The 17,377-nt window shown below is 41.9% G+C and carries 10 protein-coding genes; 3 read left to right on the forward strand and 7 right to left on the reverse strand.

Annotated elements, in window-relative coordinates:
* Positions 1–271: 271 nt before the first annotated feature.
* The 5 genes from IZT61_RS13130 to IZT61_RS13150 all read right to left on the reverse strand — a co-directional run bounded on the left by IZT61_RS13130 (position 272) and on the right by IZT61_RS13150 (position 7,866).
* Entirely contained in the window at positions 272–2,857 is a 2,586-nt protein-coding gene (locus IZT61_RS13130) for a phosphoenolpyruvate carboxylase (protein ID WP_196097352.1), read from the reverse strand.
* 461 nt (positions 2,858–3,318) lie between these two features.
* On the reverse strand, positions 3,319–4,866 hold the full coding sequence (locus IZT61_RS13135; protein WP_196097353.1) for a DHA2 family efflux MFS transporter permease subunit: 1,548 nt from the start codon (positions 4,864–4,866) through the stop codon (positions 3,319–3,321).
* A gap of 11 nt (positions 4,867–4,877) precedes the next feature.
* Positions 4,878–5,915, reverse strand: coding sequence for an HlyD family secretion protein (locus tag IZT61_RS13140; protein ID WP_196097354.1), 1,038 nt, complete (start codon positions 5,913–5,915; stop codon positions 4,878–4,880).
* Positions 5,916–5,923: 8 nt separating this feature from the next.
* Complete coding sequence (locus IZT61_RS13145) at positions 5,924–7,243, reverse strand: TolC family protein (RefSeq protein ID WP_196097355.1); 1,320 nt, start codon at positions 7,241–7,243, stop codon at positions 5,924–5,926.
* Positions 7,240–7,866, reverse strand: coding sequence for a TetR/AcrR family transcriptional regulator (locus IZT61_RS13150; protein ID WP_196097356.1), 627 nt, complete (start codon positions 7,864–7,866; stop codon positions 7,240–7,242). Before IZT61_RS13150 ends, IZT61_RS13145 begins: the two co-directional genes overlap by 4 nt.
* 499 nt (positions 7,867–8,365) lie before the next feature.
* Between IZT61_RS13150 and IZT61_RS13155 the strand changes: the two genes are divergently transcribed.
* Positions 8,366–8,551 (forward strand): hypothetical protein, encoded by a 186-nt coding sequence (locus IZT61_RS13155; protein ID WP_196097357.1) that lies wholly within the window; start codon positions 8,366–8,368, stop codon positions 8,549–8,551.
* A 52-nt stretch (positions 8,552–8,603) separates the two neighbouring features.
* The gene (locus IZT61_RS13160) at positions 8,604–9,173 is read left to right on the forward strand and encodes a DUF2911 domain-containing protein (RefSeq protein WP_196097358.1); all 570 of its coding nucleotides are present in this window, start codon (positions 8,604–8,606) and stop codon (positions 9,171–9,173) included.
* 184 nt (positions 9,174–9,357) lie between these two features.
* Here the strand turns inward: IZT61_RS13160 and IZT61_RS13165 are convergent, their stop codons facing one another.
* Together IZT61_RS13165 and IZT61_RS13170 are read right to left on the reverse strand one after the other, a co-directional pair.
* Positions 9,358–11,730 carry a phosphocholine-specific phospholipase C gene (locus IZT61_RS13165; RefSeq protein WP_196097359.1) on the reverse strand — a complete coding sequence of 791 codons (2,373 nt, stop codon included), beginning with the start codon at positions 11,728–11,730 and terminating at the stop codon, positions 9,358–9,360.
* Positions 11,731–12,032: 302 nt separating this feature from the next.
* Entirely contained in the window at positions 12,033–13,535 is a 1,503-nt protein-coding gene (locus IZT61_RS13170) for a glycerophosphodiester phosphodiesterase family protein (protein ID WP_196097360.1), read from the reverse strand.
* A 321-nt stretch (positions 13,536–13,856) separates the two neighbouring features.
* On the opposite strand from IZT61_RS13170, the gene IZT61_RS13175 reads away from it, so the two are divergent.
* Positions 13,857–17,174 (forward strand): DUF4175 family protein, encoded by a 3,318-nt coding sequence (locus IZT61_RS13175; RefSeq protein WP_196097361.1) that lies wholly within the window; start codon positions 13,857–13,859, stop codon positions 17,172–17,174.
* Positions 17,175–17,377 lie beyond the last annotated feature (203 nt).

Raw genomic sequence — 17,377 nt, forward strand, 5'->3', positions numbered from 1 at the left:
TCGGGATTAAAGCCTGAGCATTAAGATCCCTCCCGAAGTTTCGGGAAGGATGACGACCGTTCATGTATAGCCTCATAAAGAGCGAAGTGCATAAAAACGTAAATGGTAGCATCGCGAAGAATCTGTTTCCTACCGGCCACTAAAATTACGGCCAGTAGAAGCTTCGGCTTGGTGCTGCTATGTTAGAGATTCTTCGCTACGCTCAGAATGACAAAATTGCGTGAAAAAAAGCCCCTGGCAACAACGAACCTAGGTTGAAAGTGTGCTTGGGCTAAGCCAAATTCCTGCCCGCATTTACAATACCGAACACCGTTCTAACCGCTAACTTTTCTAAAGCCTGTTGCGATTTCTCTTCCTGATCGTGCTGCAATTTCTCCAATGCAAAATGCTGAATTAAAACCAACGGCAGAATGATTTTCTCGCGGGTGGCGATTGATTTTTTGTCAACCGGATAATTTGCCATTAAAACATCTTGTCCGGAAAGTTTTAAGAGCATCTCCTTCGTTAATTCGAACTCGTCGTGCAATTGCGTCCAAAAGGCGCCGTACTCGTTATCGTGAGCTAAATGGGCCGTAATCACAAAGTCCGATTTACTCATGCTCATCATGCAGTTATCAACAATGGTTTTTAAGTAATCAGATTGCTCATAAACTTTTACCACCTTGTCCCAGTTACCTGCATTTTCCTGATTTTTAAGCGCAGTTCCCATTCCGTAAAAGCCCGGCACGTTTTGTTTTAGCATGCTCCAGGCGGTAACAAAACTAATGGCTCGTAAATCTTCAAGTTTCATTTCGCCGCCACCATTTCTTTTTACGGGGCGACTGCTGATGTTGGCTTTAGATAGCAATTTTAAGGGCGAAAGTTTTTCGAGGTAACTCACAAATAACGGATGTTCACGCAGATCTACAAATGCTTTGTATCCGTCTTCAGCCATTTCATCAAGCAAGGTTTTGTTTTCGGTGTCCAACAAAATGTTATGTTTTTCCTTTAACCCTGATGAAATGCCTGCATTAATAAGCTGTTCTATGTTAAATTCGGCACTTTCCACCGAACCGTACTGCGAGCTGATGGTTTGCCCCTGAACGGTTAGCTGGATATTCTTGTTTGCAATTTCCTTACCCATTGATGCATAAAAACGATGCGTTTTACCTCCGCCACGAGCCGGAGGACCACCACGGCCATCAAAAAATGCCAGTTGAATATTGTGCTTTTCAGAAACCTTGGTTAATGAGGTTTTACCGTTAAAAATCGACCAGTTGGCCATTAAGTAGCCTCCATCTTTGGTGCTATCAGAATAACCAAGCATAATATCTTGCTTGTTACCCCTACTGGCCAAATGGGCCTTATAAAACGGATTACTATAAAGCGTTTCCATAATTGCCGCAGCTTCCTTTAAATCGTTTACGGTTTCAAAAAGCGGCACAAAATCTATCGTTAAGTCGTTCTTGCTCCAGCCATTCCAAAGGAAAAGCTCAATCAGCTGTAAAATATCGGTCGCCTGCTGGCAATTACTGATAATGAAGCGGTGGCAAGCCTTTTCACCATTTCGCTTTTGAATACCCTTAATTTCCTTAATCGTTTGAATGGTATCTTCAATCAAAGCGTCGGCCTCAGTTGTATAAACGGGCTTCGCCTCTTTAAACGAAATCAGCTTTAATTTTTCTGCCTCCGTTAATTGATCATAATCAGCCGGATATAAGGAGGAAATTGGTTTATTCTGACGGCAATAAGCGTGCACATTTCGCAGTACGCGGCTATCCTGACGAATATCTAACGAAGCAAAATAATTTCCATATAAATCAATCTTACGGATCAGATCATTTACCAAATCGACAAATAAGCCGTTATGCTCGTTAAGAAGTGTTTCCTTGATCTTATTTAAATGTTCCCTTAATTCATCCGAAATATCATGCAGTTCACAAGTTTGATCGAAAGCATTTTTGTACAGTACATTTTGCAGATGCATCATGTTATCTTCTACGCCTCTAAAGGTGATGCGGCGCTTCATAATCCTGAAATCGCGGTAATAACAGCGGAACAGGATTTGGCGCAGCATTTTTGAAACGGCCAAGGTAGTATCGGCATGGATGTTTGGGTTTCCATCTCTATCGCCACCCGGCCAAAAGCCCAGTTCCAAAATCTTTTTCGTTTCGAGGTTATACTCGTCAAGGTTCTGGTCTATTTCCTCCTGAATATTGGCCGCGGCAAAGTAAAAAGTATGCTCTAAAAACCAGGCGAGGTTTAACGCTTCATCAACCGGCGTTGGCGATTTTTTATTAAAGAAAGGGGTTTTTCCCAATTGCTGCAAAAGCGAATTCATCGAGGTAAGGTCGTTATCTCTAATGGCCTTTGTCAAATCAGTGATGATGGCCAGAACACTGCCCGGATAAAATTGCGTGGGGTGCGCCGTTAACACGAGGCGAAGCGACAATTCGTCGATCAGTTTCTCGATCTTTGCCAGCATAGGCTTATTGTCCGCGTTCTTTTTCAGGATAAACGCCAGCGTGCTTTGTTCATCTGTAGTATTCAGTTTTGCAAAAGAAGCATCCTCAACGGCATCAAAAAGCACAACTTGGCGCTCTATATATTGTATAAAACGGAATAGCAGATCGATAATGTCCTTACGTTCCGTATAGCTGGTAAACTTGGCGAAAAACTCCTCAATAATTTGGGCAGGCTTTTGTCCGTTGGCTATTCCATCCTCGCAACTTTTGAAAAATAGTGGCAGCAAAGTGCCTGTATCTTTAATTTTGTAAAAAGGCAGGGTTAAGAAAAGGCTATTGAATAGTTCGAACTTAGAGATTACCTCATTATTAAAAATGGATTCACGCTGTGTAGTTAAACGAAGTTTCGGCATGGCTTAGCAATTGTTTTGTGTACGGTAATACTACAAAAAATGCGCTAAGTATTAAAATTCTGACGCTTATAATTTGGATAATTATATATTAAATCCTAATTTTAGAATCTTATTTGGCTAGGTAATAGTCGGGTAAGAACATTTGCAATGTTTAAGGGCGTTGCATTGATTGTTAATTTTTTGGGTTAAAACAGCCGATGTCATAAAACACATCGGCTGTTTTTGTTTATCCCCACCTAACCTCCCCAAGGGGGAGGAATTCCTCTCCCTATCAGAGTCAGTATTTCTTCTTCTATTGTGCTATCCCTCTCCACAAGAGAGGGAAACATAGCAAGTGATTTGAACAAACTTTGCATAAACCATCGGGTTCTACCTGCCGAACCCTTTAAAACCCTCTCTACCGGAGAGGGCTGAGCAGGAACAAGCCTACATTCTACCTTTCAAAGGGTGAGGCTTTGTGGCTAATGCACATCAGCCGGAATCTCTACGTTTTTCTTAAATTTTTGCAGATACAACAACGGTATAGAGAACAACATAATCAGTCCGGCAACCCAATATGCATCATCGTAAGTTAACAGCATCGTTTGCCGCGTTACCATTCCTTCCATCGCTTTAGCCGCCATCATTTTGGCATCGATAAAGTTTTGGCCCTTTGCCATAAAGTTTCTGATCAAACCGTTAAAACGTTCTACAAACGCCGGGTTGTAATCGTTTAGGTTGGTCAATAAGTTACTTCTATGGAAACCCGAACGGATGTGAATAAGCGTTGTTAAAGCCGCGATTCCGAATGATCCACCCAACTGGCGCATCATGTTGTTTAAACCTGAACCCTGACCAATTTCTGGTCCTTTCAAATCCTGTATCGCCAACGTGGTTAAAGGCACAAACAATAAGGCCATACCAATCCCGCGAATTACCAAGGGAAGGAAAAAGTCGCCCGTTCCCGATTGCAATGTCGAGTTGCTCAGCATCCAGCAGAATACGAAGAATAAGAACATACCAACAGTGGCCATAAATTGCGCTGGCACTCCCTTTTTAAGCATAATACCAATAAAAGGCATCATAATGATGGTACACAGCCCACCGGGGAATAACAATTCTCCGGTTTGCAGTGCCGAGAATCCAAGCAGGTTTTGGCAAAATATTGGGAAAACGAATACCGATCCGTATAAACCAAAGCCCAATACAAAGGAGGTGAACATACCCACCGCAAAACTTCTGTGGCGCATAATTTTAAAGTTCACAATGGGGTGGTCGGTGCTCATTTCTCTCCAAATAAATAGCAATAAGCCAAATACCGAAGCCGCAGCTAAAGCTGTAATGTATGGTGTTGCAAACCAATCTTCGCTCTCACCTTTTTCTAAAACCGTTTGTAAACTACCAACAGCAATCGCCAATAAGGCAATGCCCCACCAATCTACAGGTTGCCCCTTCCCCTCTTTCGGGGTGGCCCGAACAAAGGTGTACGTACAGTACGCGGCGAGGATTCCGACGGGAATATTTACATAAAAGATCCACGGCCAGGAGCTGATATCCAAAATGTAGCCGCCAATAGTTGGCCCAACAGTTGGCCCAACTACTGCCCCCAAACCAAATAAAGCTGTTGCAATACCCACATCTTCACGTGGCCAGGTTTCAATTAGGATAGCTTGTGCTGTTGATATCAATCCGCCGCCCGCCAAACCTTGTATAATTCTGAAAAGTACAAGCTCTCCAAGCGAAGTTGCGTTTCCGCACAAAAATGAAACGAGTGTAAAAACAATAATGGAGGTAAGAAAGTAATTTTTCCTGCCAAATCGGTTACCCAACCAGCCAGACATTGGCAATACGATAACGTTTGCTACCGCGTAACCCGTAGAAAGCCAGGCGACATCCTCCAGAGTGGCGCCCAAATTTCCCTGTATTTGTGGAATTGCTACGTTTACGATTGTTGTATCTATCAGCTCCAATAATGAAGCCGTAATTACCGTAAATGTAATCACCCACTTTTTTAACCCTACTTCGGCCATTGTTATTTTTTTTAGTTAGTAGAAACTGATGCCTGAACGCTCATTCCGGGGCGTAACTTGGCAAGCATTTCTTTTGATGGGTGAATTTTGATTTTTACCGGAACGCGTTGAACAACTTTAACGAAGTTACCTGTTGCGTTGTCGGGAGGCAATAAAGAACCTTTTGCGCCGGTAATTGGCGAGAAGTTATATACTTCACCCTGAATCTTTTCATCTGGATAAGCATCAACTTCAATCTCCACTTTCGATCCTTCTTTAATCTTCTCTAATTGAGTTTCTTTAAAGTTTGCAGTAACGTAAATGCTTCCATCGTTCACAATCGAAAATAGCGACTGACCTGGCTGTACCAGTTGTCCTTTTTGAACATTCTTTTTAGAAACAATACCCGAAGCTGGTGCTTTAATTTCGGTGTACGATAATTGAAGTTTGGCAAAATCGATATCGCTCTGGCGTTGGCTAATGGCGTTGCTGCTTACGGCCAATTGCGATTGCGTGGTACCAACTTGCTTAACCGCAGCATTATACTGATCTACAGCCGCCTGATAGGTAGCTTTGGCTGCATCGCGAGATGCTTTAGCCTGATCGAAAGCTTGCTGCGTAATCGAACCATCTTTGATCAGGTTTTCATAACGGGCATAATCTTTATTGGCTAGTGTCAACTTTACCCTTGCGGCCTCCACATTTGCCTTTGCAGTACTGGTATTAGCCTGGGTGGCAGCAATTTGCGATTGCGCTACACCAACGCCCGCATTTGCACCTTTTTGTCCCGCTTGCGCTTGCTCTAACTTCACTTTGTAATCGTTATCATCAAGCTTAACCAAAACCTGGCCTTCGTTTACATGCGTGTTTTCTTCAAAATTGATGTCCTTTACATAACCGCCAACACGAGCAACAACAGGACTGATGTCTCCATCAATCTGCGCATCATCCGTATCAACGTGTTTGCTGTAATAATTCCACTCTGTGATACCAAAAACGGCACCTATTACTAGTAAAACACCTAAAATGATGGGTACTACTATGTTCTTTTTTTTCTTTTCAGTTGTCATTGCTGTATTTATTGCGTTATTTTTCCTGTTGATTTAAGTAATGTGTAGTATGCCAAACCTGCATCGGCCTTCGCTATTTCTAAGTTTATTTTTGCCTGATATAGCAAAGTTTCTGCATCAATTCTGTCGGTAACCGAAGCTACATTATTCTTGTATTTCGATGCCAGTAACCGGTCGTTTTCGGCCGCCTGGGCGATAGATGTTTCCAAAACCTCAATCTTGTTAACCGCTACCTGATAGTTTTGGTAGTTTCTGTTGATATCGGTTTTAACCTGATCCGATAAAATATCTTTTTGAATGGCAATTTCACTTTGTTGGATCCTCGCCTCGCTTACTTTATTTTTATTTGTCCAAAGCGACCCGATATTCCACGAAACCGTGGCGCCTACAGTAACAGGCAAAAGGTATTGGTTTACCGGCGGAATAAAACTACCGCTCGGGTTAATGTAATATAAATTGGCACCTACACCAACAGTAGGTCTCGTATTGGCCTTAATGGTTTTAATGTTGTAATCGGCAACCTTGTTTTGCACATCAAGTTGTTTCAACTCCTGGCGATTTGCCATTGCCAACCCAATGTAATCGTTTAACGAGCTTGCCGCCTTTAAACCAGCCGATGGATCGACAATTTTGATTTCAGTATCTTCCGGCCAGCCCAACAAAATATCAAGGTTATAGTTAACCACTTTGCGGTTGCTTTCTATATCCATTTGGGTCAGCGTAACGTTTGCCTGTTGCAATTGGAAACGCAAAACATCGTTCTTGGTTACTATTCCCTGCTCAAAAAAGCGTTGTGCCTGTTTAATTTGGGCAGCAATCGATTCGAGATTTTGGTTTACCACCTTTTTGCTCTGCTCAATTTTATAAAGCGAATAATAGGTGCTGATTACCGCGTATGTAATATCTTCTTTACTTATATCGGCATCTAATTGCGCTACCTGCGCCAATAACTTAGTCGATTCTTTGGCATATTTGAGCTTGCCGCCGCCATAAACCAACTCTTGTACCGCTGCTGTACCCACAAAAGCATCGGCCCTGTTGGGTAAATTTAAAACAGAAGCGCCATCGCCCAGGCTAAAAGTGTGGGTGGGAATTTCTGCATGATTGTACATAAAACTCGCATTGGCGGTAGGAAGCGCGTTGTCTTTAACAACTTCAAGCTGCGCCGCCGCCTGATCTATCTTGTTTTGAGCACGTTTTAAATTTTTACTATTGGCTATGCCAAGTTCGATCGCTTGATTGATATTTAGCTCCTTTGTGCTTTGTGCAAACAAAGCCGCCGGAATTAACGATGCCACAAGCATTAATCTAATTGATTTGGGTATCATTTTTTGGTTGTTAAATAAACTGTGGTTAAATCTTTTAAGTGAGCAATGGCTCGCTCTTTAATCATTTTCTTGTCTTTCGGATTGTTCAGGTCGAAATTCGAACATGGCATTACCTTGTTGGGAGAGATTACAATGTTTGTTATCGTGCCCATAATCGTTGCAATGACCATCCGCCCATCAACTTTGTTAAAGCTTCCGTTTTCTATCCCCTCGTTTATTATTCGATCGATGAGCTGCATGTTCAGCCCCATGGCATCCTTTATCTTATCGTACATCTCGGGCCTTTGCGTTAGCGACAACTCCCTGTGCATCATTTTATGAAAGGCTACGTTTGCCAATATTCTGTTTGCATAACCTTCGATAACCTTGTGAAGTTTTTCTAACGAAGAAATTTTATCTTCGTTTATAATGCGTAATTGAGAAGCAAAGCCTTCGATGCGGTTGTTCATTATCTCTACAAAAACACCCTCTTTCGAACCGAAATAATAATTAATCATTGCCATGTTGGCACCAGATTCTTTGGCGATCTGTCGCGTCGATGTACCTTCATATCCTGTTTCGCAAAACAGCTTCTCAGCAGCATCCAGTATGGCTTGTCTTTTATCTATCTTTTCTGTTTTCATTTCTTTTTTGACGGGACAAAATTAATCAAACGATTGATTAACTTCCAAATGTTATGGACCTACTTTTACATTCAATTGATAAAACCTTAACTTTAAGCGAAATAATTTGTGTTTATCATCAAATACACATCCTTTCTTTCCCTATTTCTGCTTGTTTTGATGTTTTTAACGGCCGCCTTTGTAATCAATAAGAACGAAAATGAGCAAAGCTGGATTAGAATAAACACGTTGTGATATCTGCCTGAGGCGACAAAGGTTGCGGTTTACGAGATCAAAACTGATCAAATTCCATCACATTTTGAAATTGTTGAAAAAAGAATAGAAAAGATCGTTTACAAGGGATGGTTATTTTTCACGTCATTCCTATCGATTTTTATTCAATAAATTACTTCTCAGCATGACAGGCTAAAAAGCCCTCAAAATCTTTAGACTAACGAATGAATTTAAAGAAGTTCTAAAATTTAAAATAAATATTAACTTTGCTCCAAATATTAAAAAAATGAGCGTACAAGAAAACAGCAGCAATAATTTTAACTGGTTATATTATGCTTTAGGATTATTCTTTGGTGTTGTAACCGGAGCAATAATTACACAAAACTATATTTTCGCTATCTTGGGTGGTATTTTAGGCATGTTAACAGCAGGCTTATTCTTAAATGCTATCGTAAAAGGAAGAAAATACTAGTCAACTTTCGATTTTACGAAATCCTGATCAGGATTTAAATCATCAATCCCCAATGAAAAACATCATATTTGTTGTTTTCGCTCTTGTGTGCTTTGGCGTAAAGGCTCAAAGTGTTTCTACTTCTACGATTAAGTTTGCGGCAGCCGACCCAAGCCCTGCCGACATTGTGTACTTTCCGTTAAATGCAGCCAAGGCAAAAGCAGGCGATGAAACAAAACCTATCATCAAAGTCATTTACTCCCGTCCGCAAAAAAAGGGACGTGAAATTTTTGGTGTCCTCGAGCAGTTTGGAAACGTTTGGCGTTTTGGTGCCAATGAGAATACCGAAATTCGCTTTTTCGAAAAGGTAAACGTTGGTGGTAAAAAAATAAAGGCCGGCACTTACAGCTTATTCGCAATACCGAATAAAGACACCTGGACTATCATTTTAAACAAACAAACTGATAAATGGGGTGCCTTTACTTATGATTCATCAAAAGATGTTGTGCGGGTTAACGTTCCTGTGAAATCACTCGCAAAGCCGATCGAATATTTCTCGATAACTTTTAGCCCAAGCCCAAACGGCGCAACCTTAATTGCCGCCTGGGATAAAACTCAGGTTGAATTGCCTATTGGCCTTTAAAGCCCCAAGCCCCTCCCATCAAAGGAAAAAGCGATTGAAAGGGCAATGCATCCCTCCCCAGAAGGGAGGGAAACAAAGTATAGCGATTTGAACCACCGGGTTTTACCCACTGCCCGACAAAACCCTCTCTTCTGGAGAGGGCGGCAACCACACTTGCCGTATCCCAAACTTTCAAAGGGTGAGGCTAGAGGCTTCCCCCCATAAACGGATCTGTTGTAGTAATTTCTCCAGTTTCTATTTTACCTGCATAGCGGTGTTTAAAAGTCGTGTTTCCCGCTTGAACAATACTGAAATCGTACCAATGCGCATTTTTCGATAAATCTAAAGCCACTTTTGTGGTCGATTTCGCTTTCAAATTGATATTTTGGGTTGGCTTTTTATACTTGTTATCAATAATTTGAAGGCTAACAGGCACCGCTGCTTTGTTCTCGATAGAAAAAACCAAATTGCCCGAAAGCTTTTTGGCTACCAACCCGCTTTGTTCTGCGGTGGCCTTAATCGTAATGAGCGGATTTTCCTTATTGCCCACAAAGTGCCGATAAAAGCCGTTCGGTCCGGTAACGCTCAAATCGTAAATTTCGTTGTCAAAATCTTCGATATTGATCTTGTCTGTCAGCGTGTCGCCAGCCTTTACTGCGTATGCCCAAAATTTTCCCTGCACGCCTTTAAAACTGGCTGCTGAGTTCATATTAAATGGTGCGCCAACAGTTTCCCATTCGCTGCCAAAGGGCATTTTTACGGATTGAAAACTAACCTCAATTTCATTGCCTGCAAGGTTGGCATCCGCTAATAAATGGTAAGGAAGCGCACAGGCAGGTTTCGTTCCTTTTTCCTGGCTTGGTGCATGAACGGAGGTTTGTGTAGAAAAGGACTCATGTTGGTTAATTTTGGCAACCTCACCCTTATTTAACGCCGTTGGCCCCACTTGCGGCGGTTTGTTTCTGGCGTTGCCGATGCTGGTAACTACAGCGGCTCTTTTTAACGCTTCGGGCGAGTGAAGTGCTTCGCCATTGTAGGGGCGAAATACCGAGCTTAAATCGCCACACATGGCCCTGCGCCAATCGCTGATATTATTACTTTTCACATTTTTCCCGGTCCTTTTGTTTAGCCATTTCTCCATAAACATCAGCGATGAAGTATGGTCGAACACCTGCGAGTTTACAAATCCTCCCTTGCTCCACGGCGAAGCAATAACCATGGGCACACGATAACCCAAACCGATCGGACTGCCCTTTCTGGGCTCAAAGTCTGTAGCAAAATCAATTCCGGCCGACACTTTGCCGCTCGAGGCATCGCCCGGATTTGGCACCACAAAAGGTGGTTGATGGTCGAAATAGCCATCATTTTCATCGTAGGTTAATACAAAAATGGTTTTCTTCCAAACCTCGGGGTTTTTGGTCAAAATATCCAATGCTTCGCTAACGTACCAGGTTCCGTAAAGCGGCGAGCTGGTATGGTCTGAAAAGCGTTGGGGCGCCACCAACCACGAAACCGTAGGCAATTTCCCTTCGTCAACATCTTTTCTAAACTGGTGAAAAATGTCGCCTTTTGGCAGGTTAATTGTTTCTTTTTCTCCCTTATCGTTGGTAAAGGTAAATGGCGCCAGTTCTAAATAGTCTTTTTGCGAAATATTGGTGGTGAAAGCCTTATCAATCAGGTTTTTCTCCTTCTGAGAAAGCTTATCGTATTTTGCCTGCACTTCTTCGGGCGTAAGCGCTGGTTTAACAGTATTATCGCCATTTTTTCTGAAATAAGCAGAAAGCTTTACATTGTGCCTGCTGATGTATTCTACCGGATTATCGCCATAGTTTCCCAGCCAATCGTCTACCTCGCCCTCCGGCAATCGCGATGTCCAAAGTTCATTTTGGTAAATTCTCCAGTCAATGCCATTATCCTCAAGCGTTTCTTGAAATGTAGGCCAGTCTACAAATACATTGTTTTGCGATTCGGCCTGATCGTTGTTAACAACCGCAACTTTATTGGCACTTTTTTCGCCACGGACAGTTCCCGTAAAAAAGAATAAACGATTTGGCGTTGTACCTGTTAACGAAGAACAAAAATGCTGATCGCACACCGTAAATGCATCGGCTAGTGCGTAATAAAACGGCACATCGGCCCTTTTATAATACGATAATGTCATTGGCCCTTTTACGGGAAGCCATTTATCATACTTGCCCCCGTTACGAGCCGCCACCTGATCGTTCCACGAGTGAGGCAAACCACCCTGCCAGGTAATTTTTGTTTTGTTGATATCAACATGAAATGGCGCATAGGTGTAGCCCTGCCCATCCTTTTGCAACCAAACCTTGTTGCCGTCTGGCTGAATGTGCGGATGTGGCTCGTTAAAGCCTCTAACCCCTTTTAAACTGCCGAACATGTGGTCGAACGACCGATTTTCTTGCATTAAAAATACGATGTGTTCCGCATCGTAAAACGTACTGCCGGGATCGGCATTGATTGCCATGGCCTTTAACACCGAGCTGGGCAGGGTGTTGGCCATTCCCGTAGCACCGGCGAGCATGGCCGCCTTTTTTAAAAATTCTCTACGTGAGTCCATAAATATACAATATAGCTTAGATACTGCAATGTAGGAAAAAAGTCGTGAGTGTTCAGTCTTGAATCAGGGCCTTTAGACGTAAAATAATTGCGATTTAAAACAGGTTTTTCAAGATTAAAGGATTTTTAGGATGAAACGTTCGAGTACGTCATCATTTCGAAGCGCAGCCTTTTGCCCAAAGGGATGCCTTGGGCACAGCTCCGGGAGAAATCTCTCCGCCACGCACCACTTGCTTTAGTTTGTGCCAATGGGCAATAGCTATCTCAACCGATGGAAAATCAGTTGTCGGTATGACGCGGTGTTTACTTCTGATAAACCCTTACATAATCGACTTTCATTGTTGCCGGAAATATCGATTCGTCAACGCCTTTTTTACCTCCCCAACCACCACCAACGGCAACATTTAAAATAAGGTGGAAATTTTGATCGAAAGGCCATTCGGGCGCACCCTTTCCTGTGTTTTTAAAGCTGAAATACTTTTCATCGTCAACAAAGAAATCCATTCTGTCTTCGTACCATTCAATGGCGTACACATGATACGAATTGTAAGGATTTATTTTAACCGCCTTGCCAACCTGGGTATGTATTACATGGTTAAACCTTTCAGTATGTACTGTACCATACACGCTATCAGGCTCGTAACCAACATGTTCCATAATATCAATTTCGCCGCTTTTGGGCCAACTGCCATATTTCCACTCGGTTGGGAGTGCCCAAATTGCTGGCCACAGTCCGCGGCCCTTCGGCAACATCGCCCTTACCTCCACTCTTCCGTACTTAAAATCGAACTTGTTTTTGGTCACCAGCCTGGCCGAAGTGTAATGGTTGTTTTCCTTATTTTCTTTGAGTACATTGATGTTCAAATTCCCTTTTTTAACCACTGCATTTGCGGTATCGGCATCGGTGTAGTACTGCAACTCATTATTTCCCCAGCCTTTTCCGCCTACATCGTAACTCCAGTTCTTACTTAATGGCAGGCCGGCATCGTCAAATTCATCTGCCCACTTCAGTTTCCATCCCGTTTTTACTGGTGTTTTTTTTAGCTCCTCAAAAACCATCTCCGGTTCATTGGTCGTAATGTAATCAACCCGATGTGCGAGCAACCACTGCACCTCCGGAACCGTATTTACCGTCCATGCATTAACCGTTAAGCCCAATCGGTGCGCATTTTCAATCCAGCCATCTTTTTGGTACACACTGTAATGGTAATCAACCCCCGTTAGTTTGTCGGCTTTCATCTGCTCGGCACTAATATCGCCTTTTAAATAAGCAACTTTGGCTTTGGGCAGAAGTTCGAGTATGCGCTTGCAATAATCGTAATCGAAGCTGATGTATTCCATCCAATCGGACACGCCGATTTTTTTCACCATTTCGATGCATTTATTGGTAACATCAATCCCGCGTTCTTTGCTTATCAGCGATGGCTTTATCTCTAAAATGAGCTTCGTTCCCTTTTGTTTCTTACCTGCTCGTAAATAAGCCTCAAGCGTCGGAATTTTTTCTCCGTTACTCATCGTTTTGGTTAACAACTCCTGGTAAGTCACTTTCTCAATAGTTAAGCCCTCAAATTCTGGGTCGTGGTTAACTACCAAAACCTGGTCTGAGGTCATCCACACATCAAATTCCGACCCATAACAGCCTAGCTTCGCAGCTTCATTTAAAGAGGCGATTGAATTTTGCGGAAAATTATTTTTCTTCCAGGCCCCGCGATGGGCAATTACCTGGTTATTATTCCAGTTAAACTTTTGAGCGAATGTGGCTGTAAAAATGAACAACATTAAAGCAGATATAAGTATTCGTTTCATATTTGGGATGATTACACAAAAAATCAAAATTAGATTTTTATCGGTACAGTAGCTTGAAATCTATGTAACCTTTGTATTAACAACAAGATAGGAAATCTATCATTATCTGGCTTAAAAAATCGCAAAATGCACCTTATAGCTATTTTTACAAACTTTTAGGTTAAATACGCTCGTCTGCTTCCTTTTTGTCTGCCGAGCGCAACGGGAATGATATAAAAATCAGCGGGTTTGAAGGGTTGCGCTAATTAATTTGAAATAAAGGCGTTACCTTATCAAAGGTTTCTTTTAATTGATTGGAACAATTTTTACATTTACGGTGATATGGTGAGCAATAACTACAGCGATTTATTAAGCAAGATTGATGAGTTTATCCGTAAATTTTATTTAAACAAAATTTTGCGGGGAAGCATTTATGCTGCAGCAATATTAGTAGCCCTGTATTTAATTGTCTTTCTCGGCTTCTACTACCTTAATCCCTCGGCCGGCTTTAAAACATTCGTTTTCTTTGGTTATTTGGTGGTGGGAGCACTTTTGATTGGCTTTTTGGTGATCAAACCCTTATTGTCGATGTTAAAACTGGGCGAACATTTGTCGTTCGATGAAGCATCGGTTATCATCGGAAATCACTTTACCGATATTAAGGATAAACTGCTAAACACTTTGCAACTTCATCAGCTTGCACAAGATGGCCCTGAGCATAACCAACTGATTTTGGCCAGCATCGATCAGAAAATTTTGGCGCTGAAACCAATTCCATTCAACACGGCGGTTAGCATAAACGACAACAGAAAGTATTTGAAATACCTGATTGGCCCATTGTCTATCATTTTGTTAATTGGACTAATCGCCCCTGCAATTTTACGCGAAGGAACATATAGCTTTCTGAAATATGACGAATACATTGCCCCAAAAGCGCCGTTTAGTTTTATCATTTTAAATAAGCACTTAACGGCAATTCAAGGCGATGATTTAACCATCAACCTGAAATTGGAAGGCAATCAGTTTCCTGCCGAAATGTATGTTGAGGATGGAAAAAACACGTATAAACTCGAGAAGGAAGCCATTAGCAGGTTCAATTATCGCATTAAGAATATACAGGGAAATAAAAAGCTGATTTTTAAGGGTGGCGGCTTCAACTCTTCTGCTTTCGCAATCACCGTTAAACCCCGCCCCGAATTGTTAGATGCAACTGCAACGCTTACTTACCCCGCCTACCTGGGCAAGCCACACGAAACAATTTCGAACGTGGGCGATATGCTCTTGCCCGAAGGTACCCGCGTGGCCTGGAGTTTTAAGACGCAACAAAGCAGCGCACTTTTATTTGTGCTAAACGGAACCGAAAACGTTCTAAAAGTCGATGGAAACCAATCTAAGTTCAATGCAACAATTAAAAACAATTCGAAATACAGCATCAGTCCGAAAAATGATTTTGTAGCCTTGAAAGATTCGCTTTCGCACCAGATCACGGTGATTAAAGATCAATCGCCCGCAATTCAGGTCGAAGAAAAACAAGATTCAATAAGCACAAAAGCAGTGTATTTTACTGGTCAGGTAACTGACGATTATGGCTTTAGCAGGCTCAGTTTTAAATACAATATCAAAGAGAACAATAAAATTTTAGCTAGGGTAAGCAAAAACATCGCCATTAAGGCAAATGCTACCGAAAACACCTTTTTCTATTTCTGGGATTTGAAAACAGCACCCGCGAAGCCGGGACAAGAAATTGAATATTATTTTGAGGTTGCCGATAACGACGGTGTAAATGGCGCAAAGGTTACCCGTTCGGAGATAAAGACATTTAAACAGCCCACAAAGGCTGAAACCGCCGAGCAGGTTAATGCCAGTAACAACGCACTTAAACAGAAGATGCAATCGGCCATTCGCCTGGCAAACACCATCGAAAAGGAAAGTAAAAAAGTAGCCGAAAGCCTGATCGATAAGAAACAAATTTCGTTTGAAGATAAAAAGCAAATTGAAGCGCTATTAGACAAACAAAAGCAGTTAGAGGACGCGGTTAAAGAAATTAAGGAGCAGAACGACAAAAATATTCAGCAGCAGGAAGACCAAAAGCAAACGGACGAACTTTTAGAGAAACAAAAGCAGATTAAAGACCTGTTTGACAACGTGCTTGACGAGAAAACCAAGGAACTTTTGCAGAAGTTGCAGAACCTGATGAACGAGCGCAACAAAGACCAAACGCAGAATGAACTTTCGAAAATGCAATTGGATAATAAAACGCTCAAAAATGAACTTGACCGCATTTTAGAACTGTATAAACAACTGGAGTTTGAACAGAATCTTCAGAATAATATCGACCGTTTAGATGAATTGGCGAAGGAACAAAAGCAGCTTGGCAAAGAATCGTTAGAGAAGAAAAGGGACAACGAGTCGCTGAAACAAAAGCAAGACGCCTTGAACAAGGAAATGAACGATTTGAAAGAAGATTTAAAAAAGCTTGAGGAAAAAAACCAAACGCTCGAAAAGCCAAACCCTTTTGAAAACCCCGAGAAAGAGGTGAGCGATATTCAAAAAGAACAGCAAAGCAGTAAGGATGCGCTGGATAAAAAAGATGCTAAAGGTGCGAGCGAGAAGCAACAAAAAGCGGGGGAAAAGATGGAACAACTCTCGAAAAAAATGAGCGAAATGCAGCAGCAGGGTGAAGAAATGGAGAATAACCTGAATGCGAAAGAGCTGCGCAAATTGCTCGAAAACTTGTTAACTACCTCCTTCGATCAGGAAAAAGTGATGTTGGCCCTTAAAAGGGTAAGCGTTACAGATCCATCGTACACTACAAACGTTCAGAAACAACGAAGCATAAAAGACAACCTGAAAACGATTGCTGATAGTCTGTATGCCTTAAGTAAACGTGTGCCACAAATCGAATCGACGGTTAATGAAGAAATGAATAAGATCAACTTCAACCTTGATAAGAGTTTGGAAAGCCTCGGCGACCGCAGGACGCCTGAAGCAAATCGGTATCAGCAGTTTACAATGACATCGATAAACAACCTGAGTTTGATGTTGAGCGAAGCGCTGAACCAATTGCAGAACATGCAAAAAAATGCCAAATCGGGAAGCGGAAAGAAGCAAAAAACAGGCATGAAACAGCTTTCTCAAATGCAGGAGCAACTGAACAAAAATATGCAAAAAGCCCGCGAACAAATGCAAAAGTCAGGCGGCAATCAGGGTAAAGTGGGCAAAGGACAAATGAGCGAAGAATTTGGTAAAATGGCGCAGCAACAGCAAATGATTCGTCAGGCATTGGAGAAAATCAATCGTGAAGAAAATAAAGATGGATCTGGGAAGATGGGCAATTTAAACGAGGCCATCAAAGAGATGAAGCAGACGGAAAGCGATTTGGTAAATAAACGTTTGCAGCAAGAAACCTTAAACAGACAGAAAGAACTTTTGACGAAGCTTTTAGAAGCAGAAAAAGCAGAGCGTGACCAAGAGGAAGACTCAAAACGCGAAAGTAAATCGGCGAAACAGTTTCCACCATCGTATCAAAAAATGCTCGACGATTTTAAGAAACAGCAGCAAAATGGAAGCGATATGCTCCAAAAAGTCCCTGCTGGCCTAAATTATTACTACAAAAACAAAGTTGCCGAATATTTAAAGGCATTGAACGGTGGAAGTTAAATTGTTGTAGGTTCTCCTGTCATTCTGATGGGTAATTATTGGAATAAAATCAATATGAGTGACATTGTTTTAGCAAAATACGCTAAGAGGCGGCGTCATTTCGAGCGTAGCCGAGAAATCTTATTCAAGGTTCAAAGATTTCTCCTCCATAGGAGCTCCTTTGGAGCACTTCGGTCGAATCCGATAGCTATCGGATGACGATT

The organism is Pedobacter endophyticus (assembly GCF_015679185.1).
Lineage (GTDB): Bacteria > Bacteroidota > Bacteroidia > Sphingobacteriales > Sphingobacteriaceae > Pedobacter > Pedobacter endophyticus.